The sequence below is a fragment of the Olsenella sp. AGMB03486 genome, from assembly GCF_040884255.1.
Taxonomy (GTDB): Bacteria; Actinomycetota; Coriobacteriia; order Coriobacteriales; family Atopobiaceae; genus Olsenella_L; species Olsenella_L kribbiana.
Genome location: NZ_JBEVTM010000010.1, coordinates 1 through 20,449 on the forward strand (window position 1 = coordinate 1; position 20,449 = coordinate 20,449).

General features: G+C 59.8%; 17 protein-coding genes and 1 pseudogene. 8 read left to right on the plus strand and 10 right to left on the minus strand.

What is annotated here, in order from left to right; translation table 11 throughout:
• The first annotated feature begins 148 nt into the window (after nt 1-148).
• Nucleotides 149-1,144, plus strand: a pseudogene (locus tag ABVS03_RS06330) (IS5 family transposase).
• A 217-nt stretch (nt 1,145-1,361) separates the two neighbouring features.
• Here the strand turns inward: ABVS03_RS06330 and ABVS03_RS06335 are convergent.
• From ABVS03_RS06335 to ABVS03_RS06345, 3 genes are all read right to left on the minus strand, one after another.
• Nucleotides 1,362-3,191: an elongator complex protein 3 gene (locus ABVS03_RS06335; RefSeq protein ID WP_368018455.1), complete on the minus strand. Its 1,830-nt coding sequence runs from the start codon at nt 3,189-3,191 to the stop codon at nt 1,362-1,364.
• 73 nt (nt 3,192-3,264) lie between these two features.
• Complete coding sequence (locus ABVS03_RS06340; RefSeq protein WP_368018456.1) at nt 3,265-3,597, minus strand: hypothetical protein; 333 nt, start codon at nt 3,595-3,597, stop codon at nt 3,265-3,267.
• A 114-nt stretch (nt 3,598-3,711) separates the two neighbouring features.
• The gene (locus tag ABVS03_RS06345; RefSeq protein ID WP_368018457.1) at nt 3,712-5,079 is read right to left on the minus strand and encodes a dicarboxylate/amino acid:cation symporter; all 1,368 of its coding nucleotides are present in this window, start codon (nt 5,077-5,079) and stop codon (nt 3,712-3,714) included.
• A gap of 354 nt (nt 5,080-5,433) precedes the next feature.
• Here ABVS03_RS06345 and ABVS03_RS06350 point away from each other — a divergent pair, with 354 nt between their 5' ends.
• Nucleotides 5,434-5,850, plus strand: coding sequence for a family 43 glycosylhydrolase (locus ABVS03_RS06350; protein WP_368018458.1), 417 nt, complete (start codon nt 5,434-5,436; stop codon nt 5,848-5,850).
• A complete protein-coding gene (locus tag ABVS03_RS06355; RefSeq protein ID WP_368018459.1) occupies nt 5,843-6,130 on the plus strand; it encodes a hypothetical protein in 288 nt (95 codons plus the stop codon). The genes ABVS03_RS06350 and ABVS03_RS06355 overlap by 8 nt, the downstream gene beginning before the upstream one ends.
• Here the strand turns inward: ABVS03_RS06355 and ABVS03_RS06360 are convergent.
• Both ABVS03_RS06360 and ABVS03_RS06365 read right to left on the minus strand, forming a co-directional pair.
• Nucleotides 6,066-6,494, minus strand: a complete 429-nt coding sequence (locus tag ABVS03_RS06360) for an iron chaperone (protein ID WP_368018460.1) — start codon at nt 6,492-6,494, stop codon at nt 6,066-6,068. The genes ABVS03_RS06355 and ABVS03_RS06360 overlap by 65 nt on opposite strands.
• Before the next feature lie 48 nt (nt 6,495-6,542).
• Nucleotides 6,543-7,055: a nitroreductase family protein gene (locus tag ABVS03_RS06365; protein ID WP_368018461.1), complete on the minus strand. Its 513-nt coding sequence runs from the start codon at nt 7,053-7,055 to the stop codon at nt 6,543-6,545.
• 216 nt (nt 7,056-7,271) lie between these two features.
• On the opposite strand from ABVS03_RS06365, the gene ABVS03_RS06370 reads away from it, so the two are divergent.
• Together ABVS03_RS06370 and ABVS03_RS06375 are read left to right on the plus strand one after the other, a co-directional pair.
• Entirely contained in the window at nt 7,272-7,610 is a 339-nt protein-coding gene (locus ABVS03_RS06370; protein ID WP_368018462.1) for a hypothetical protein, read from the plus strand.
• Entirely contained in the window at nt 7,607-8,410 is an 804-nt protein-coding gene (locus tag ABVS03_RS06375) for a class I SAM-dependent methyltransferase (protein WP_368018463.1), read from the plus strand. The genes ABVS03_RS06370 and ABVS03_RS06375 overlap by 4 nt, the downstream gene beginning before the upstream one ends.
• A gap of 125 nt (nt 8,411-8,535) precedes the next feature.
• Here ABVS03_RS06375 and ABVS03_RS06380 read toward each other — a convergent pair whose 3' ends face one another.
• Nucleotides 8,536-9,750: an NADP-dependent isocitrate dehydrogenase gene (locus ABVS03_RS06380; protein ID WP_368018464.1), complete on the minus strand. Its 1,215-nt coding sequence runs from the start codon at nt 9,748-9,750 to the stop codon at nt 8,536-8,538.
• Between the two features lie 162 nt (nt 9,751-9,912).
• Between ABVS03_RS06380 and ABVS03_RS06385 the strand changes: the two genes are divergently transcribed.
• Nucleotides 9,913-10,389, plus strand: a complete 477-nt coding sequence (locus ABVS03_RS06385) for a hypothetical protein (protein WP_368018465.1) — start codon at nt 9,913-9,915, stop codon at nt 10,387-10,389.
• Between the two features lie 30 nt (nt 10,390-10,419).
• Nucleotides 10,420-12,324, plus strand: coding sequence for a hypothetical protein (locus tag ABVS03_RS06390; protein ID WP_368018466.1), 1,905 nt, complete (start codon nt 10,420-10,422; stop codon nt 12,322-12,324).
• Nucleotides 12,325-12,394: 70 nt separating this feature from the next.
• Here the strand turns inward: ABVS03_RS06390 and ABVS03_RS06395 are convergent, their stop codons facing one another.
• A complete protein-coding gene (locus ABVS03_RS06395; RefSeq protein WP_368018467.1) occupies nt 12,395-12,706 on the minus strand; it encodes a hypothetical protein in 312 nt (103 codons plus the stop codon).
• Nucleotides 12,707-13,257: 551 nt separating this feature from the next.
• Between ABVS03_RS06395 and ABVS03_RS06400 the strand changes: the two genes are divergently transcribed.
• Nucleotides 13,258-15,240 (plus strand): heavy metal translocating P-type ATPase, encoded by a 1,983-nt coding sequence (locus ABVS03_RS06400; protein ID WP_368018468.1) that lies wholly within the window; start codon nt 13,258-13,260, stop codon nt 15,238-15,240.
• A gap of 844 nt (nt 15,241-16,084) precedes the next feature.
• On the opposite strand, the gene ABVS03_RS06405 is transcribed toward ABVS03_RS06400, so the two are convergent.
• The 3 genes from ABVS03_RS06405 to ABVS03_RS06415 all read right to left on the minus strand — a co-directional run bounded on the left by ABVS03_RS06405 (nt 16,085) and on the right by ABVS03_RS06415 (nt 20,241).
• Nucleotides 16,085-17,338: an ATP-binding protein gene (locus ABVS03_RS06405; RefSeq protein ID WP_368018469.1), complete on the minus strand. Its 1,254-nt coding sequence runs from the start codon at nt 17,336-17,338 to the stop codon at nt 16,085-16,087.
• Nucleotides 17,339-17,569: 231 nt separating this feature from the next.
• Nucleotides 17,570-18,421: a tRNA (guanosine(46)-N(7))-methyltransferase TrmB gene (locus ABVS03_RS06410; RefSeq protein ID WP_368018470.1), complete on the minus strand. Its 852-nt coding sequence runs from the start codon at nt 18,419-18,421 to the stop codon at nt 17,570-17,572.
• Nucleotides 18,422-18,564: 143 nt separating this feature from the next.
• Nucleotides 18,565-20,241, minus strand: a complete 1,677-nt coding sequence (locus ABVS03_RS06415) for a putative manganese-dependent inorganic diphosphatase (protein WP_368018471.1) — start codon at nt 20,239-20,241, stop codon at nt 18,565-18,567.
• Nucleotides 20,242-20,449 lie beyond the last annotated feature (208 nt).

Below are 20,449 nucleotides of genomic sequence, written 5' to 3' on the forward strand. Positions count from 1 at the left end.
GGAAACGATGATTAATGCAGCCCGGCCGAGACGCACCTCCCGAGCTGCACGGCGGGCGGCAGATCCGGCCCGAGCCTGCATATAAGGCCCTCTACCTGCGCATATGCTATAATAGGAGCATGCATGGCAGCGTGGCTGGGAGGCAGGCATGGGCAGCCAGATGAGCTTCGGGGACCTGGAGTCGCAGGGGCAGAGGAGGAAGACCAGGCGGGAGGAGTTCCTCGAGCGGATGGACGCGATCGTGCCATGGGACAGGTGGTGAGCCCTGGTGAAGCCCAGCTACCATTCCCAGGCGCGCGGCAGGCATGTGCGCGGCGCGGAGACGATGCTCAGGATGTACCTGCTCCAGGTGATGTTCGGCCTTTCCGACGAGGGGACAGAGGATGCCGTCCTGGATTCGCGGGCGATGCAGCGCTTCATGCGCCTCGACCTCATGCGGGAGCAGGTGCCGGACGCGACGACCCTCGCGAAGTTCCGCCATGCCCTCGAGAGGGAGGGGCTCGGCAGGGTCATGCTCCGCGATCTCGATGCCCAGCTCGAGGAGGCGGGGATCATGATGCGGGGCGGCTCCATCGTGGATGCCACCTTCATCGAGGCGCCGAGCTCCACGAAGAACAGGGGCCACGCACGCGATCCCGAGGCGCACCAGTCCAAGAAGGGCAAGAACTGGCATTTCGGATACAAGGCGCATATCGGCGTCGATGCCGGCAGCGGCCTCGTGCATACCGTGGAGACGACCGCCGCAAACGTGTCCGACGTGTCCATGGCGCATGCCCTCGTGAGGGAGGACGACGCGTCCTGCTATGCGGACTCCGGCTACACGGGCGTGGCGAAGCGCCCCGAAGTCGCCTCCGATCCCCACCTCTCCTCGATGCGCTGGACCGTCGCCAGGAAGCCCTCCACCATAAAGGGCCTGGACTGCACGCTTTCGGCAGAGAAGGGCATAGAGTCGAGGAAGGCGTCGGTGCGCTCCAAGGTGGAGCATCCCTTCCTCATCGTGAAGCGCCGGTTCGGGCACCTGAAGACGCGCTACAGGGGGACCGGGAAGAACTCCTGCATGCTCTGCGTATCCTTCGCCCTCGCGAACCTGGCCATGTGCATCTCCGCAGGCAGGTCCCTCGCCTCCCGGCCCGAAGCTGCCTGAGAGGCTCCGCTCCGTCTGGCTGCATGCACGGCGCCGGCAGGGCGGCCGGGGAAAGGCGGCCTCTGCCCGGGCCGGACGGGGGCCCTGCCCCCATGCCCGGCAGCGTCAGCGTTGGCAGCCGGGCTGCTGCGGCGCCGGAAGGGCATTAATCATCGTTTCCCTAGCAGAAATGGTCCCCGCAGCGTGCATGCTGTGGGGACCTTGCTTTGGATGGATGCTATTCCACAGAGATTCTCTGGTAGAGCCCTGCATCGTCGAAGCCGAGCATGCGGTAGTATTCACGGGTGCCAACAGCGCTCACGACATTGAGCCACTCATATCCGGCGTCATGTGCAATCTCTTCGGCGCGTTTCACAAGGGCACGGCCCAGACCTTGGTGCTGGGCTGCGGCATCGGTCCTGCCGAGATGCGCCGCCTGTCCATAGACATGCACCTCGCGGATCATGGCTTCGCCTGGACCAGTTGGCAGAGCTGCTGCATCTGTTCCGAGGATGCCTTCTTTGAGTCTCTTCCATTTCGGAAGCGACAGGCGCAGGAATCCCGCAATGTGCCCATCGGGCGTGACCCACTGGAGGAAGTGCTCTTCGGTGCCAAGCGTCTCGTAGGCAACATCGTCCAGGGAAAGCGTCGAGAGGTCTACCTCGCGCCCAGCAATCTCGCGGAAGCGGATATCGTGCACAAGTCCCGCCTCGCCTGCAGAGATGATTTTCTGCTCTACCATCTGGCGCAGATTCGTCTTCTTGTTGCCGGCCATGATATCGTCTGCTGAGATGTCGCGAATCATGCGGCTGATGCGCACATAGGGAGGGGTCGCGAGCGTGTCTGCGACCAGCACATGCAGAAGCTCCTCTTCGGTGTAGGGACGCCATCTGCCTTCTTCGTATTCCTTCACAAGGGCAGTTCCTGCCACAAGGGCGCAGGGGTAGAGCTTGATCTCATCGGGCAGGAAGAGCGGATCTTCGACAAAGGCCCTAAAGTCCTCGATGTCTTCTTGAGGTGTCGATCCTTCGAGGTTCACCATCAGGTGCGTATGGATCTTGAAGCCGAAGAGGCGGATCAGGAGCATCGCGCGGGCGATCTCTTCGGTCGTCGTTGCACGGCGATTGATATCGAGGATGTCCTGGCGGGTGGACTGGATGCCAATCTGCACCTTCGTGCAGCCAAGCGCACGGAAGGAGTGCAGGGCCTCTGGCGTGATGGTATCGGGCCTTGTCTCGATCACAAGGCCGACCATGCGGTGCGCGGCGTGCTCGTTTGCCTTCTGGACAGCATGCAGCTCGCCTTCAGTGGCAGACATCCAGGAGAGCTGGGCTTCCTTTGTCCCATAGAGCTTCTGCCAGGCTGTGTTGTAGGTCTCCTCTCCCTGCCAGACACGCTCCTGCTCAGGTGCGACGAAGCGCTCGAGGGCGGCGTCCGAGTTCATATAGCCGAGGTTACGGTAGCGCTGGTAGCGGCGGCGGAGCGCCTCTTCGGGTGCGGGCCATTCGTTCAGAGCACGGAAGAGCTCGCACACGAACCAGAGCTGGTAAGCCTTGGGATAGTCGCTCCAGGTGCCGCCGAGGACGATGAGCTCGACCTTGTCGGTCGCATGCCCCATCTGCTCCAGGGCCTTGAGGCGCAGTGCCACCTGAAGATACGGGTCGAAGAAGTTCTGCTCTGCCCTCTGGCAGGCCGGCTCGTGGCAGAGATAGCTTTTCGGCATCCTCAGGTCTGCCGGACAGTAGAGGCAGTTCGAGGAACAGGGCCAGGGACGGGTGATCACGGTGATTGTGGCGACACCCGACGCGGTGCGCCTTGGCTTCATCTGGAGGCTTGCATGGAGGCGTGCCTTGAGGGCAGTGTCAACCTGCCAGCTTGCCCAGAGCTCGGGCCTCTCTTCCTCGATCCTGATGCAGGCAGGAAGAAGGCTCCTCTTGCTGAAGCGCTGGCTCCCAGGAAGCTCCCTGCTGTGGCGGCGCATGATGCGGTCCAGCTCGGCCGGGGATAAGGGGCGCTCGCCGGGAATGGCACGCAGGTGCTCGATTATGTCATGTATCAGCTCTTCCATGGCTCTGCATTATAGAGGGGAAGAGGGGAGCAGAAGGGAGCGGCTGTGTGCTTCCATCCTGAAAGCGGATGAGCTATCGCCCGAAGAGCGAGCCGTTGTACTTCACGATGGCACGGCAAGCAAGAACGATTGCGACAAGCATGGCTGCGACAAGGACGAAGCCGGAGATGTCGGCGAGAGGTGCCGGCAGCATGAGGGCAGGGCCCAGGAGCATGACCAAGATGCCTGTGGCGGCAAGCCAGCGTCCGCTCTCGAGCGCAAGCGCCGGACGTGCTTCTTCAGGCACGTTCACCGTATGGTAGCTGTGGAGCAGACGTACCGATCCTGTCTTCATCTGCCAGAGAGCCATGCCCAGGATGAGGGCCCCGACGATGATGCTGACGATGCATCCTGCTGTGACTTCCATCGCGGCCTCCCTGAGCAGACGTCTGAATGGAGAAGATTCTAACGGAAAAAGCGCACAGGGGCAGATGCCTCTGTGCGCCTCAGGAGAGGAGACAAAGATCCGAGTCGCTGGACCTTATGCGGCAGCCTCTGCCTTCTTGTTCGAAGGAAGGCTGTAGGCTTCGCCGCCGTTGTAGACCCCTTCGTCGACGAGGCTTTCGGTGCGGGCAACGATTAGCGATGCCTCGGCAGCGCCGACGACGTTCGTGGCGGTACGGCCCATATCGACGATGGAGGAGATGGGGGCGACGAGGGCAATCGTCTCGACGGGAAGGCCGAGGGCGGCAAGCAGGGCGGTCGCCGTGATCGTGGCAGTGCCCGGCACGCCGACCGTGCCGATGGAAACGACGAGGGTGAGCAGGACAAGCAGGACGTACTGGCCCGGCGTGAAGGCGGTGCCAGTGGCGTTCAGGGCAAAGAGGGCGACGAGCGTCGGCCACATGCCAGCGCAGCCGGGCATGCCGAGGTTGGCACCAAGGCCGGCCGTAAAGGAAGCCACGTCCTCATCCACGCCGAGGTTCTTGGTAAGCGAGGAGACGGTGACAGGAATCGTGCCGACAGAGCTCTGCGTCGTAAAGGCGGTCACGGCCGCAGGGGCGATGCCACGAAAGAAGCGGGCGGGATTGAGCTTGCCGATGAAGGCGACGAAGGCAGATTCGACGCCGAAGAACTGGATTGCGAGGATCACATAGGCGACGACAAGGACGCCGACCAGGGGCAGGAGCGTCGCGACATCGGCACGGCCCACGGCACGGCCGATGAGGGAGACGACAGCGTACGGCGTGAAGGAGACGATCCAGCTCACGGCGTTGCCGAGGACGGAGTTCGTGGCATCGACGAAGGCCTTGAACGGCTTCACGTCCACTGCCTTCTCGGACGGCGCCTCCTTCTGCTTCTGAACGAGGCGGTTGTAGGCGGCAGCGACGATCAGAGCAAAGACGATGATGGGGACGACGGCGTTGTTCGTCCAGGAAGTGGCGAGGTTCTGCGGGAAGAGGCCGACGATCGTGTCTGTGACGGACGGCACGGTCTTTGCGTCGTAGCTCACAGCGTCAAGCGAGAAGCCCTGGCCGATGTGGAGCGGCAGCGCGATGAGGAGCGTGAGCAGCGTTGCCGTCAGCGTGTTGAGGAGCAGGAACAGGACGGACTTCCAGCCGATGGCCTTGATGTGCACAAGGTCGGAGAGGTTCGTGATCGACGCGATGATCGAGAAGAAGAGCAGCGGCACGACCATTGCGGAGATAACGTTCGCATAGATGGTGCCGACGAGGGCGTAGTAGGTGTAGGATCCGCCGAAGACAAGGCCGAGCACGACGCCCAGGCCGGTTGCCAGAAGGACGCGTGCGCCGAAGCCCCACTGGAAGCGCCGTTTCAGGACAGCAAGCAGCGCGAAGAAGGCTGCGGCGACAATGAGGGCGGCAAAGGCCGATGCATCGAATTCCATATCAGGTTCCTTTCTGCGTCAATAAAAAAATGGGCAGGTCCATAAGGGCCTGCCCGAAAGAGCCAATCTGTGTATGCCAGCAGCTAGCGCCGACATCGCACAGAGGTCCCGGACAGGCACCTGTCACAGCACATGCACATCGAGCTCTTCATGATGCTACGTGCGTTAAGCATGGTGTGTCTCCTCTCCGGATCTCTCAATTCCTACTGAACTGCTTAGTGTTACACAGTAAAGCGCTTCTGCCCATGGATTGCAAGAACAAATTCCGAGCAGCGTGATAGGAATTGCAGAGGGCCAGGAATCTCCATTTCTGATGGCGGGAGGTGTCCGCTGCCTTGACGGCGACCGGGCTGTGTGGCGCCAGAAAGAGCTGCTCTCTCGGCGCATGCGAAAAGTAGACAGACGTCAGTCGTCTCATGGCCGGAACCAGGCCAAGCAGAAACGGCCAGCGTTGGCTGTGCGCCCGATATCCGCTCTATCGATGGCTTCTTCTATCTGTGTGCCTCGTCCGTTCGGAAGGACGGCGATTTCTGCCGCACGGAAGATCCGCTGACGAAGCCCTTCGAGCGCATTGCCGGAAGCTTCAAGTTCTGGGATCCCGACCTTTTCCAGGATGATGACGGGAAGCTGTATCTCTATTGGGTCAGCTCGAACCATGAGCCAATTTATGGGGTGGAACTCGACCCTGATGCCATGCAGCCGGTCTGCGAGAAGCAGGGCCTGATCTTTCCGGACTCGGTCGAGGGCCGTACCTGCTGCGCTTGTGCGTAGCCATGGGCCTCTCACATGGGGCGCCGATGCTGCCCAGGCAGGCTGCCATGCTGTGGCAATCGAAGAGGCTGCCGGCGTGGCACGCGACACGGAGCTTCTCTCTGCGCCCCAGTATCTGCTCGACAAGCACTATCTGCGCAAGCATGGACCGAACGCATGCTATGGGCAGGGCGGCCGGAGCTGGGCAGCGGGCCTCAAGGCGGTGCCGATCTCCTCTAAGCCTTTTCTTCGGGCCCGGCCTGCCGCTCTTCTTCGAGGCACCAGAGGGCAATGCGTGTGACAAGGTCGGCATCGATTGCGCCGTAGGGAATCCGGATGCTGCCTTTGCTCGAGGCATATCTGCCGTCCAGCTCGTCCTTGAAGTGACGGACGGCAGCATCCCCCGGATAGAGCCCGATATGGTGCTTGGCGGCGGCGAAGTGGATGAGATTGTGTTCCTGCCATAAGGTGGGCATGCTCCAGGAGATCCTCTCCTCGGCGTCGGGCAGCGCCCTTCTCAGAATGCCGCGCATCTGCTCGAGCTCCGGACGTATGTCCTCTGGCTGCCGGGCAAGGTATTCATCGACGCTCAGGGGCTTTTCGCCGCACCAGTGGGACTGGTTCGTGCGGGCGAATGTCCGTCCGCATTTCGGGCATGTCCACATCGGCTGCTCCTTTCACATGCTCGATGCCGGCGTCAGCACCGGATTTCCCTAGAGCCGCGTGACGGTCTCGGAGAGCTCCTTGCGCGCGCTGTGGTTGGGAAGCGGGCGCGTGCCCTCGGCGGCATAGCCCAGATCGATTGCGCAGAGGACCTTCTCGTTCTCCGGCAGTCCGAAGATACGCGCGGCCTCTTCGGGATTGAGGCGGTTCACCCAGCAGGAGTCGACGCCCTCGGCTGCAGCCGCAAGAATCATGTGTGTCGCCACGATGCTCGCATCCTCTACGCCTGAGGTGCGCTCGCTTCCGGGGTAGGTATAGACATTGCTGCTGTCGAACGCGACGAGAAGGACGGTCGGCGCTCCATAGCGGCAGGGGGTGAGGCTATCGAGCTTCTCGAGGGCCTCTTTGGATTGCAGCACGTAGATGTGCTGCTCCTGCAGGTTCTTTGCGGTCGGCGCCACGCGTCCTGCTTCGAGGATCTGCGTGAGCTTGTCCTCCTCAACGGTGCGGCTGCTGTACTTCTTGCAGGAATAGCGGTTCTTGATCGTGTCAGTGAATTCCATGGGCAATCCTTTTCGTGCTGGGCGGGCCCGTGCGGGCGCTTATGCCCAGTGTAGCGGCATTCCAGGTGTGCAGCAGGAAGCGTGCGGCAGGAGCGCAGAAGATGCCGCCTACAGTGCCAGGCCATGAGACAGCACGTTCTTTGCAGTTCTTGGAAGTCCGCCTCGGGGCGGGCTGGCATAATGGAGCAGGCCAGAAACCAGAAAGGGGCCAGGCATATGGATCTTGAAGAGGTCGAGGAGCGCTCCTGCGCTCTGAGAAGGCGCTATCACGAGCTCGAGAGGGAGCTCCACGGCTCGGTGTGGAGCATCGAGGAGGATACGCTTGCCTTCCTGACCGATGCCGGCATCGTCGGACGCCTTGCGATGGACCATGAAGGGCGCTGGCCCAGCGCCGAGGCAGACAGGCTCCCTGCCAAGATAGGCGAGTGTGTCTGGTGGCTTGCCGTGCTGGCAGAGCGCATGGACCTCGATTTCGAAGACTGTGTCGACGGCTTTCTGGCAGAGCGGGAAGAGGCGCTGCTGAACGCATCGGACAGAAGCGGCCGGGACGTATGAGCGAAGGCTCTCCCGCCCAAAGCCAAGCCGATCTGGCAACCGCCAGACGCCTGGTGGAGCTGACCGAGGCGTTCTATGCACAGGAAGCGCAGTCTTTCTCCCAGACAAGAAGGGCTGCCTGGGAAGGCTGGAGAAAGATCTTCAGCCTGCTGGCTGCCGAAGGCAAGCCGTCGCTTTCCGTGACCGATGTGGCTTCAGGCAATGGACGCTTCGGCCGTGCGCTGGCAGAGGCGCTTCCTCAGGTCCGCATCCGCTATCAGGCCATCGACTCCTGTGCGCCGCTGATGGACGAGGTGCCAGGCTGGCCTGCTTCGATCGAAGCTGCCTGCTTCGAGCGAGATCTCATCGCGCCGCTCCTCGAGGGAGCAAAAGCCCTTCCTTCTGGCATCGAGCCGGCAGACCTTCTCTGCTGCTTCGGCTTCCTGCACCATGTGCCGGATGAGAGGCTGCGCCTGCGTTTTGTGCAGGAGCTGGTGGATGCCACGGCAGCAGGCGGCATCGTCACGCTTGCCCTCTGGCGCTTTGCGGACAGCCCTGCTGGGGCACAGAAGGCGGAGGCAGCGACACGGAGAGCCTGCCAGGAGCTTGGAATTGCCCGGGATGCGCTGGAGCCGGGGGACTATCTTCTGGGCTGGCAGGGAAAGCCGGGTGTCTGGCGCTACTGCCATAGCTTTGCGGAACATGAAGCGCAGGAGCTCGTCCATGCGCTTGGAGGTCAGGCCTCTGTTGTGGCCTCATATCTGGCCGACGGGAAGACCCATGACCAGAACCGCTACCTCGTGCTCAGGAAGAGGGCGTAAGGCGCAGATGCCATGCGGGCTCTGCCAGCCTTCCCAGTGTGCGCCCGATGCATGCAGGAAGGAAACAGGTCCGCTGCAGCGGCTGCGCAGCGGACCTGTGAATGCTTGAGCTCAGGGGCAAGCCATCAGGCTTCGAGCAGCTTCTCGAGCTCCTGGCGGACAGCGACGATGAAGCCTGCCGTATCGAGCGTCTGAGGGTTCGGGAGCTTCGTGATGCGGGCGAGATCTCCTGTCATCCTGCCGGACTCGATCGTGGCGAGCGTTGCCTTCTCGAGCTTGTCTGCAAAGTCTGCAAGGGCAGGGGTGCCATCGAGCTCGGCACGCTTCCTCAGAGCGCCCGTCCAGGCAAAGATCGTGGCGACAGAGTTCGTCGAGGTCGTCTCGCCCTTGAGATACTTGTAGTAGTGGCGCTGCACCGTGCCGTGCGCTGCCTCGTACTCGAAGTAGCCATGCGGGCTCACGAGCACTGATGTCATGAGCGCCAGGCTGCCAAAGGCGCTCGAGAGCATGTCGCTCATCACGTCGCCGTCGTAGTTCTTGCAGGCCCAGACAAAGCCGCCCTCGCTCTTCATGATGCGTGCCACGACGTCGTCGATCAAGGTGTAGAAGTAGGTGAGGCCTGCCTCCTCGAAGCGCTCCTTGTACTCCTTCTCATAGACATCGGCGAAGATGTCCTTGAAGCGGTGGTCATAGGTCTTCGAGATCGTGTCCTTCGTCGCAAACCAGAGGTCCTGGTGTACTGACAGGGCATAGGAGAAGCAGGAGCGTGCGAAGCTCGTGATCGACGAGTCGAGGTTGTGCATGCCTTCGACGACGCCTGGCTCCGTGAACTCATGGACGAGCGTGCGGGTTTCGGTGCCATCTGCTGCCGTATAGACAAGCTCGACCTTGCCCGGTCCCGGGATGCGCATTTCGGCGTCGCGGTAGACATCGCCGTAGGCGTGACGGGCAATCGTGATCGGCTTCTTCCAGTTGGAAACGACAGGCTCGATGCCCTTCACGATGATGGGGGCACGGAAGACCGTGCCGTCGAGCATGGCGCGGATCGTGCCGTTCGGGCTTTTCCACATCTTGTGGAGGTCGTACTCCTTCACGCGGGCTGCGTTCGGCGTGATTGTCGCGCACTTGACGGCGACGCCCAGGCGCTTCGTTGCTTCTGCTGCATCGATCGTGACCTGGTCTTCGGTCTCATCCCTGTGCTTCAGGCCCAGGTCGTAGTACTCAGTCTTCAGGTCCACGAACGGATCCAGGAGCTCGTCCTTGATGAGCTGCCAGATGATGCGGGTCATCTCGTCGCCGTCCATCTCGACAAGCGGCGTCTTCATCTCGATCTTTGCCATGTTCTCTCCTTCGAGGGGATGTTCAAGCCATAACTCAAGATTGCATCTCTTCCAGTCTAGATGCTCCTATCTCTTGGGCTGAAAATGGATACGCACTGTAAACGAAGGCAGCGGAGGCATCAGGTATGCTTGAAGGGTCAATGAGCAGCCAAGGAGCGCAGCATGTCGGATATCCTTTCCTATCTCGCAGAGCCTGAGACCGTCGTCGTGTTCGATATCGATGGGGTGCTTGCACCCTATGAGTTCGGCGAGCTTTCTCATGCGGCCTGCCTCGACGGAGACTGGAAGACCTATGTGCTTGAAGAGCACCCCTATGCCCATATCCGCCCTGTCCCTCAGATCCAGCGCTTCATCGAGAAGAAGGGGTGCACACGCGTCTTTGCCTGCTCGGTCGCAGAAGACTATGAGGAGGAAGGGAAGCGCGATTTCGTCGTTGCGAACTACGGTCTTCCTGCCGACCACGTGAAGCTCGTCCGGAGCAAGAGCGACAAGGTGGCGGAGCTCAGAGCCTTGGCAAAAGAGTTCTGCGCGTCCGAGCGGCGCGTCGCTCTTGTCGAGGACACCGTGAAGACGCTCGACGAGGTTGCCAGAAAGACCGGATGCACGACCGTCCATGTCTCGTCCTTCTTCTTTGCATAGAACGCTGATCCGTACGAGAAAGGTACGCCAATGATTCTCGACCGAAGCGAACTCAAGCTCTTCCATGCTGCCATGGCCCTCATCGAGTTCGAGGGGAACAAGCGGCTCCATATCGTGCCATACAGCATCAAGTACGAGCCTCCTGCACCGGATGATGAGGCAGAGCTCCTCGATGCTATCTTCCATTCGCCTGAGGTGCTCAAGGACATCGCGGAGCATCTTCCGCCCCAGACGCCGCGCAAGGTCGCAGACCTTATCCAGAGCTGGCAGCATCCGCTGACAGGCAAGTTCACGGTCGTACAGCTTGGGCCAGAACCGCTCTTCCTTGGCTTCGATCGCGCTTTCGCCGTCGCAGGCATCACCCATTCGATTGCAAGCGTGGTGGGCAAGTTCCCGGCTGCGGTCGATACGGTGCTTCTGCCTTTCGGCCGTTTCATTGTCTACGACGCCTATCTCCAGACCTACGACATGGGCTTTTCGGAACGCATGAAGGCCATGTTTGCTGATGAGGCAGCACGCTGCAAGAAGGAGGGGCTTATCGTCCGGGATGGGCGCGAGCTTGCAAAGAACGCGGAGAGCTGGATGGAAGATGCCCACCGCCATCTCGAGGAGCATGAGAGGCATCAGAAAGAGCTTGAAGAGAAAGATGAGATGCCGGAAGGCTGCCACAGAGGTGCGCTTGCCGGACTCTCTCCTGACGAGCGCGAGCGTGCTGCGAAAGCCGCAAGCGATGCTGCCTTCGACAGGGCGGATGCCTCCTCTGCTGACAAGCTGCGCATGAAGCTCCTCGGAAAGCTATCGAAGAAGGGCCAGCCGGTGCATGCCCTTGCAGAGCAGCTTTCCTGCCTCAGCAAGGCCCGCCTCCAGGAGCTTGGACGCGCACTGGACCTCACACGCCTCTCGAAGCTCAGGAAGGACGAGCTGGTGCAGCTCGTGGCAGAAGCGCTCGAGCAGAACCCGCGCTTTGATGAGGTGCTCTCCATCTGCTTTCCGGAGGAGTTCAGGGCAGTGCGCGATGCAGTGGCTGCGGGCGGCGTGAAGGAATTCGATCTCGAGGATCCCAGAGAGCTTCATGCTGCGTGCCGCATGCCGGAGCTTGTCGGTCTTGGCATGCTCTTCGTCTCGGGCACGAAGGCGAGCTTTGCCCTCTCCGACCTGTTCATGTCTCAGGCGTCATCGCTTGACTGGGATGGAATCGAAGCGCGGGTGCAGCAGGGACAGCGGATCTTCGACCATATCGGTGCTGCGGTCTATCTCAGAGGCATCATGCTGGCTCTCGATGCGAATGACGAGTTCGGCGAGGGCCTTTCCAGCAACAAGGTGATCGATATCATTGCCCGCTATATGCAGGCAGGCTACGCAGGATTTGCAATCATGTCGTTCGAAGGAGATCCAGATGAGCTCTATCTGGTGGATGGCTCCCTCTGCGACAGCTGCTATCCGCCTGATGGGGACAGCGAATGGACGGAAGGCCTTCTGCTCGACCAGGAGATGAATCCTCTGATAGAGGACATCCTGGACGGCCAGCAGGGCAAAGAGCCCCGGCCGCTTCCAGAAGGTGTCGAGAATGATGCAGATGTCGAGGAATGGATGCTCAGGATTCCTGAGGTCCAGGAGCTCAGGAGCTATCTCGACGCCCATGTGCCAGACGATGCAGATGACTATTTCTTCGCGGACGATGTGATAGAGGAGTTCCTCTACGATATGCGCTTCGGCATGCCTGGCACGAATTCCATCCAGCACTACCTGAATATCCTTGATGAATACGGATTCGTCCCGACCGAGGCGGTGCTTACGCAGCTCCTGAACAGGATCATGAAGATGATGAATGCGGTGCCGATCTGGCCGAACAATGGCTGGTCGCCGATTGAGCTGTTCCACCGCAATCCGGAAAAGGACTCAGACATTCAGATAGATACGACGCGGATCGTTTGATGGGAATGCGGGCAGGAGACAGAAGGGCTTGTCTCCTGCCCGCTCTGCCTTACTCGAGGATTGTCTCTGCCTACCGCTTCATGCGCTCTTGGAGCTCTTCGCTCATGCCGTCAAGGTCTTCGAGCGTGATCGTTCCTTCGGCAAGAAGCTCGTGGAGCACATTGTCCATGGTCGAGCGCGAGAGGGTGCATTCCACGCATGCCATCCTCCGGTCCTTCCTGATGCGCCCGTCGAGCTTCCAGAAGCGCTCGGATGCTGGCTTGGAATCATCAGACAGGATTTCCTGGTACTCATGGCAGAGCCGCCCCATTGCCTGCGCCTGCCATTGGGAAAGCAGCTTCCGGAAGAGCTTCCAGTCCGATTCCTTCACGCCTCCTGACATTATCCCTCCTCTCTTTCATCTGGTACGAGCCAGCCAAGATGCTGCTCGACCAGAAGCCTCAGCGATGCTGTGCCCTCCTCATACCCTGGCACTGTCTCATGCAGAAGTTCGGGCAGGTCTTTTCGGCCAAGGGATTTGGGCTGGCGTGTTACCGCTTCCGAGCAGGCTAGGGCTTTGCCGGAGCATGGATAAGATCACGAAGCCATCTGCCGCGGGTGCCCCTTCTTGCCAGTGCCTTGCATGCTATGGAGAAACTGTCCAGAAGAGAAGCCTTGTCTTTCTCGTGTTCCTGACCCGTATGGACGAGCTGTGGTCCTGCTGTTTCTGCAGGAATCCATGCATGGTCTGCATGAGCTCCTTGCTCGTTTCCGACCATTCGGAGCTGATGTGTCGCCAGAGCAGAAAATGTGGCTCGGCTTTCATTGACCGCTGAATCGGCATTTTCTATACTTCTTCTTGAACATATGAGCAGACATTCATATGCACAGGAAAGAGATGGTGCCAAAGGGCACTGGGCCGGGAAAGCCATGCTTTCCAGAAAGGAGAGGGCCATGGGATGCAGCTGCTGCGGACATGACGCTCACGACCACGACGAAGACGAGAAGAAGCCCTGCTCGTGCTGCGAGGCAGAAGAGGAGGACGAGGACGACGATGATGAGGACCCAGCTGTCCTCAAGAAGAAGATCCTGATTTCGGCCATCCTTCTTGTCGCTGCGGCCATCGTGACCAGGGTCTGGGAGTTCCCGCTTCTGGTCCAGTTCATCTTCTTCCTGCCGTCCTACCTTGTCGCTGGAGGGTCTGTCCTCAAGGAGGCAGGGGAGAACATCGCAGAGGGCCATCCCTTCGACGAGGACTTCCTTATGACAGTCGCTACGGTCGGAGCGCTTCTGATCGGCTTCATTCCGGGTGGCGAGCCCATGTTCGCCGAAGCCGTCTTCGTGATGCTCTTCTTCCAGGTAGGAGAGCTCTTCGAGGGGATTGCGGAAGGCAACTCGCGTCGCTCGATCTCCCAGCTCATGGATATCCGCCCCGACACGGCCAATGTCGAGAGGGATGGCGAGGTCAAGGTCGTCGACCCTGATGATGTCGAGGTCGGCGAGACCATCGTGATCCGTCCGGGCGAGAAGGTGCCGATGGACGGCGTCATCCTCGAGGGCTCCTCGAGTCTGAACACGGTTGCCATCACGGGCGAATCCGCTCCGCGTGATGTCATCCCCGGCGACGCTATCATCTCGGGCTGCGTCAATGTGTCGGGAGTCCTGCGCGTCAAGGTCACGAAGGCCTTCGGCGAGTCGACGGCGGCAAAGATCTTGGACCTCGTCGAGCATGCAGGACAGAGCAAGTCGCGCTCCGAGAACTTCATCACCCGCTTCGCGAAAGTCTATACGCCGATTGTCGTCTATGCTGCCATCGCTGTCGCGTTCCTGCCGCCCCTCTTCTCGGGCGACTTCGGCGCGAACTTCGCGACGTGGCTCCTGCGTGCCTTGACGTTCCTCGTCGTCTCCTGCCCCTGCGCGCTCGTGCTCTCCGTGCCGCTTACCTTCTTCGGCGGCATCGGCGGCGCTTCGAAGCAGGGCATCCTGATCAAGGGCTCCACCTTCATGGATGCGCTTGCGACGGCTGACACGATCGTGTTCGACAAGACGGGCACGCTCACGAAGGGCACATTCGTCGTGAGCGCCGTGCACCCTGACAAAGTGGATGAGAAGGAGCTCCTGCATCTGGCAGCGCATGTCGAGCAGTTCTCGACGCACCCCATCGCGGCAGCCCTGCGCTCTGCCTTCCCGTGCGTCGGCGACGGCTGCGAGATCAAGGACACGACCGAGATTGCCGGCCAGGGCATCGTGGCCACGGTCGCAGGCAAGAGGGTTGCGGTCGGCAATACCCGTCTCATGGACGCCGAAGGTGCGAAGTGGCATGTGTGCGAGCATGACATGGGAACGTGCATCCATGTTGCAATCGACCATAGGTATGCGGGACATATCGTGATCTCCGACGAGGTCAAGCCAGATGCAGCAGAAGCCATCCGCGACATGAAGGCAGAAGGCGTCCACAAGACCGTCATGCTCACGGGCGACCGCGAGGAAGTGGCGCATGATGTGGCTACAGAGCTCGGGCTCGATGAGTACCGGAGCGGCCTTCTTCCGCAGGACAAGGTTGCCGAGGTGGAGAAGCTCCTCTCTGCGAAGCCGGAAGGCACCTCGCTTGCCTTCGTCGGTGACGGCATCAACGACGCGCCGGTGCTTGCCCGTGCCGATGTGGGCATCGCGATGGGCGCTCTCGGCTCTGACGCTGCCATCGAGGCGGCAGATGTCGTCCTTATGGATGACAAGCCGTCGAAGGTCGCCCTTGCCATCCGCATCGCACGGCGGACCATCAAGATTGCGCGCGAAAACATCGTCTTCGCGATTGCCGTGAAGATCGCGATCCTCATCCTTGCTCTTTTCGGTCTCGCCCCGATGTGGCTTGCCGTCTTCGGCGACGTGGGCGTGATGGTGCTCTGCGTCCTCAATGCGACCAGGGCCCTGAAGTAGCACAGAGATCCTAGCCGCAAGATGCCCGCCCTGCTGCTCTGGCAGGGCGGGCATTGTCTTGCCGCTTCTCCATTTATTGAAAGTGGCATAGGTGCCGGTATCGCTCGATGGCAGACATCGGTGAATCTGCTGGCATGCGGAGCAGCTCTGGCAGCTTGGTTGCTTCTATTTCACAAAAGCAGAACAAGTGCCGCTTTCGTGAAACGAAGCCCAGAGGACACTTGCCTTCAGGCAGAAAGGTACAGGGAGGGCACAGCGGTGCATGAAGCTGGTCTTGCGTCCGTCCTGCTAGCCCACAGAGCATCCATTGCCGTAGTCTGTCCCACGAAGAGGAGCATGTGCCAGTCTATGCAGCTCGGCCTTGACGTTTCTTTCTCTTTCTTTCTCACATGGGGAAAGAAAGAGAAAGATAGAAGCATGGTGCGATTCGAGAACCAAGGCACCGAATTCAAGCAGGAATATACGCCGTCAATATAGAAGGAGGTCGTAGTCCTCATCAATGCTGCCGGTGGCACCGCAAGGACGCAGCGATGAAGACGCTTCCCCCGATGGGCGATAGCAATGGTTGTCCATCTGGTGCTGGCGGTTCTTGAGACGGTCTCGCCGCTGCCGGTGTCGGCCTGTATTGCGAGGCTGTTCAGCATGGATCCGTGCGCGTCCCTGCTCCGTCATGAACGTGCTGCGGCTATGGCAAGAACGCTGCCTCTGTTCTGAGAATCCGTTTGAAGATGGTCGATGGAAGCATATCTTGTGTCCACCCTGTCCTCTTGACGGGGCGGACACTGTTTATCTCGATGCCACTTCACGAAACTGGCACGTGTACCAGTTTCGATAAATGAAATCCCTATCTCTCAAGGCTCTTCTCATCCAGCAGGAAATCGAGCACGTTCATGAAAGTGATTCCTTGCTCATCATGCCACGTCTTGGTCGGCGTCCCTACAAGAATGATCTTGCGGAAGGAGTCCGGCACTCTTACAAGGGAAGCCTCTTCCTGATGACGTTTCTCCTCGTCAGGCAGTGCGTAGGCTGACTGAATGTAGTACTTGCTGCTGCCCCGGGTGGCGACGAAATCTATTTCAAGCTGCTTGCGTTCCAGAATGCCTGCATCATTTCGTTCGCGCACGGGAACGACGCCGACATCTACAAGCATTCCTCTCGAACGCAGTTCGTTGAAGATGATGTTTTCCATCAGATGAGTCTCTTCGACCTGTCTGAAGCCAAGGCGTGCATTGCGAAGCCCTACGTCCTCGAAATAGTATTTCTTGGGAGAACCGATATAGTGACGTCCTTTTACATCGAAGCGGACTGCCTCTTCAATCAGGAATGAATCTTCGAGATACCCGATGTATGCCTGCACGGTGCTCGGACTGAGTGTTGATCCATGGACACTCCTGAACGTCGCTGCAATCTTGGTGGGATTGGTAAGCGAGCCAACGGAAGAGGCAAGCACGTCTACAAGCTCATCGAGCTCGACGTTGTTCTTGATTCGGTTGTGGTCGAGGATGTCTTTGAGGTACGTCTCGGTGAAAAGTGCCTGCAGATAGGATGCTTTCTGCTCATCCGTCTGCATGGTAGCTGCCAGCGGCATCCCGCCGTACATGAGGTATTCCGCCCAGGCATCATATCTGTTTCCGCTATAGGTCTGCATGAACTCGGAGAAGCTCAGTGGCTGAATTCGTACTTCATCACCGCGGCCACGGAATTCGGTAATCACATCGCTTGAAAGGAACTTTGAATTGCTGCCGGTGACATATACATCGATGTTGTCGATGTGCAGCAAGGAATTGAGGACTTCCTCGAAGCTATCGAGCATCTGCACCTCATCGAGCAGAAGGTAATAGAAACCTTCTCCCTGCATCTGCTCCTTTGCCCAGGACAGGAAGTAATCAGGGTTGCGGAATGCTGCATTCTCGCGCATATCGAATGCCATCTCGACAATGTGGTCTTGAGGAATGCCTTGATCGATGAGCCAGTTCCGGAAGAGTTTGAAGACTAGGTATGATTTGCCGCATCGGCGGGCACCGGTTATCACCTTGATCATGCCGTTGTGCATGCGGACCTGCAGACGTTTGAGGTACCGGTCTCTTCTGATTTCCATCCGTGCCTTATTTCATAAAAGTGGAACATGTGCCAGTTACGATAAATATACCTCATAACAGGAACATATGGGCAAGCTGAATGCCTGACGATAACAAAGATGCCTATTTAATGAAAACGGTATATGCGCCACTATTGCAAAATGGGAATCTATGACATTGCCTGGTCAAGGCAAAGCCCGCATCGGAAGCGTTCCGGTGCGGGCTTCGGGCAATGATTGCTGCCAGTTCAGCTACCTGTTGTGCACGTAGTAGCCTTCGCCGTGCTTCTTCTTGTAGTCCTTCATGTTCCTGACCGTGTTCTCCATGCCATACGGCACGTAGTCCATATTCTCCAGGTCATGGGGCAGGTATCTCGAGAGCGAGAGCTCCGCGGTCTGCACAGGATTGGTGGGTGCCGGATCTTCCGGGATGGCGCAGAGGCCCAGGACCTTCGCGCCCTGTGCCGTGAGCCTCTCCTCATAGCCTGTCACCGGCTCGTCGGGAAGCTTGCTTCTCGTATCGTCTGTCTTCCAGACGAGGCGGTAGTTCGCAAGCGGCAACTGCGTGAGCGTGAAGTCGAAGAAGGGCTGGGAGTCGGTCTTGAGGACGATCGGGGCGCCGGGAGCAAGGACACGGCGGTAGTCCATGAGGCGGTCCAGGATCGTGAGGCGGTATTCGGCGAAGCGCTTCTTCGGGAAGGGTGTCGGGAAGTTGATGTGGATGCAGGAGAGCTCGCCTTCTCCAAAGAACTCAGGCACATCGTTTCCCATGCCAGGCACGAAGAGGGCGTTGGGGAGCTTCTCTTCCAAGGCAAGCTGCGCGGCATAGGCGATGCAGACAGGCTCGGTGTCGATGCCGATATAGAGCGTGTCAGGGTGCACCTTTGCCATCCCGCAGGCAAAGGCGCCCTTGCCGCAGCCGAGGTCGAGCTCTACCTTGCTGAAGCGCCCAAGTCCGCTCTCGTCGAGCGGATGGCAGGCTTCTGCCCATCTGCCGGCATATTTCCGGGGCTCGGTCTCGATTGCGTCGGCATATTTAGCAAGCCGTTCCTCGAGCACGAAGTGCTTGGGCATGCGGGCATGGACCTTGTGAAGCTTGTGCATGGGACTCCTTGGCTGGAACGTGATTTTCCTTCTGCATGCTAATGCATGGAGGAGTGCCTGAGCTTCTTGTTCCTGAACGTACAGAGAAAGAACCCCGCAGCGGCTGCTGCGGGGTTCTGGTGTGGCATATGGGAATGCGGCAGCTACTCGCCGTCTTCCTCCTGCATGGCCTGGAGCGTGCTCATGAGGGCAGGGATGACCTGCTTCTTGCGGGAGACGACGCCCGGAAGCGTGGCGATGCCGTCAACGGGCTTCACGTCGAAGGCACGGGAGACGATGGCCTCGGTGTTCGGGCCGGAGTAGAGGAGCTCCGTCGTCTGGGACTTCACGTCCGTGAACATGTAGAACACCATCGGGATATCGTTGGCGGAGGCGCCATCCGGCAGGTACGGTCCGACAAGGGCCTCTGCGGCCTTCCTCGATCCTTCTGTCATGAATGAGCCCTGGCCGACGCCGAAGCGGACATGGCCGCGGCTGAAGACCTTGAAGTCGGAGCCGAAGACTTCCTCTGCCGTGCGGCCCGTGAGGTCGGCACCGGCATCGAACATCTGGTCAGCATACGTGTCGATATCGACACCGGCGATCTTTGCGAGCTCCTTGCCCACATAGACGTCCCTCGGCGTGCAGGTCGGGGAGCGGAAGGCGAGCGTGTCGGAGAGGATGGCAGAGAGCATGAGGCCAGCGATGTTGGCCGGGATATCGATGCCCTTCTCCTGGTAGATGTCGTAGACGATCGTGCAGGTGCAGCCCACCGGGACATTCCTGAAGTAGGCAGGGGCCTCGGTCTCGATCGTGCCGATGCGGTGATGGTCGATGATCTCCATGATCGTGGCCTGCTCGAGGCCGTCGACCGCCTGGCTGCGCTCGTTGTGGTCGACGAGGATCACATGCTTCTTGCGCGCAGAGAGGAGGTTGGAGCTCGAGACCATGCCGGAGTAGCAGCCGTCCTCGTCGAGGACCGGGAAGTAGCGGTGGCGGGAGGAGGACATTGCCTTGCGGGCGTCATCGACGGTCGTGTTCACGCTGAAGCGCAGGACCTTGTCGGCCGGAAGCATCTTGGCGCGGACCGGGATGGACATGGAGACGAGGCGTGCGGCTGCATAGGTGTCATACGGCGTCGTGATGATGGCGCAGCTGTTTGCCGCTGCTGCCTGCTGTACGACATGGCTCACCTGGGCGCCGTTGCAGATGATGAGAAGGCCGATGCCAGATTCGACGGCGAAGCGCTGGGTCTCGTAGCGGTTCGTGACGAGCACGATGTCGCCCGGCTCGATGAGGCCTTCCATCATCTCAGGGGAGGTGCCGACGCGCACGTTGCCCTGGGTCACTTCTCCCTCGGGGTCGCCGAGCACGAGCTCGCCCTTGAGCGTTTCGACGATGTTGGCATACTTCGTCTTCGCATTGCTCACAACCTGCGTGTCGAAGATGTCCATGTTCGCGTTGGCGATATCCTTGACAGCGATGATGCCGAGCATCTTCTTCTCGTCGTCCGTGATGCAGAGGGTATCGACCTTGCCCGTGCCCATCGTGTTCCAGGCAGCGAACAGCGACATCTCGGAGTCGATGCCAGGCACCTTCTGGTAGGAGATGTCCTTGATCTGCGGACGCACGCTCGTGATCAGAGGCGGCTCCTCGAAGCCGAAGTGATCGAGCACGAAGGCGGTCTCGCGGTTTACGGCTCCGGCGCGGCGTGCTTCGTAGTACGTATCTCCGAGCTGGTTCTTGAGGTAGGCGTAGGAGATAGCGGAACAGATGCTGTCCGTATCCGGATGGAGGTGGCCGATTACATTGACCTTGCGGATGGTCTCGGGTTCGGACATGTGCGTGACTCCTTGTCATCTTGTGCGGAGCGGGTAGGCAGATGGCATATGCTCAGCCCTGCTCTGCTGCTTTCCAGAAGGCACATGATTCAAGGCTCAGTATATGTGTGTGCTCCATTGTTAGCACCAACTGCCCGCGAGCGGGTCGGCGTGCGTCCCAAATGGATGAGGAAGGACCAATTATCACAACTTGTTCATGCAGAACGTG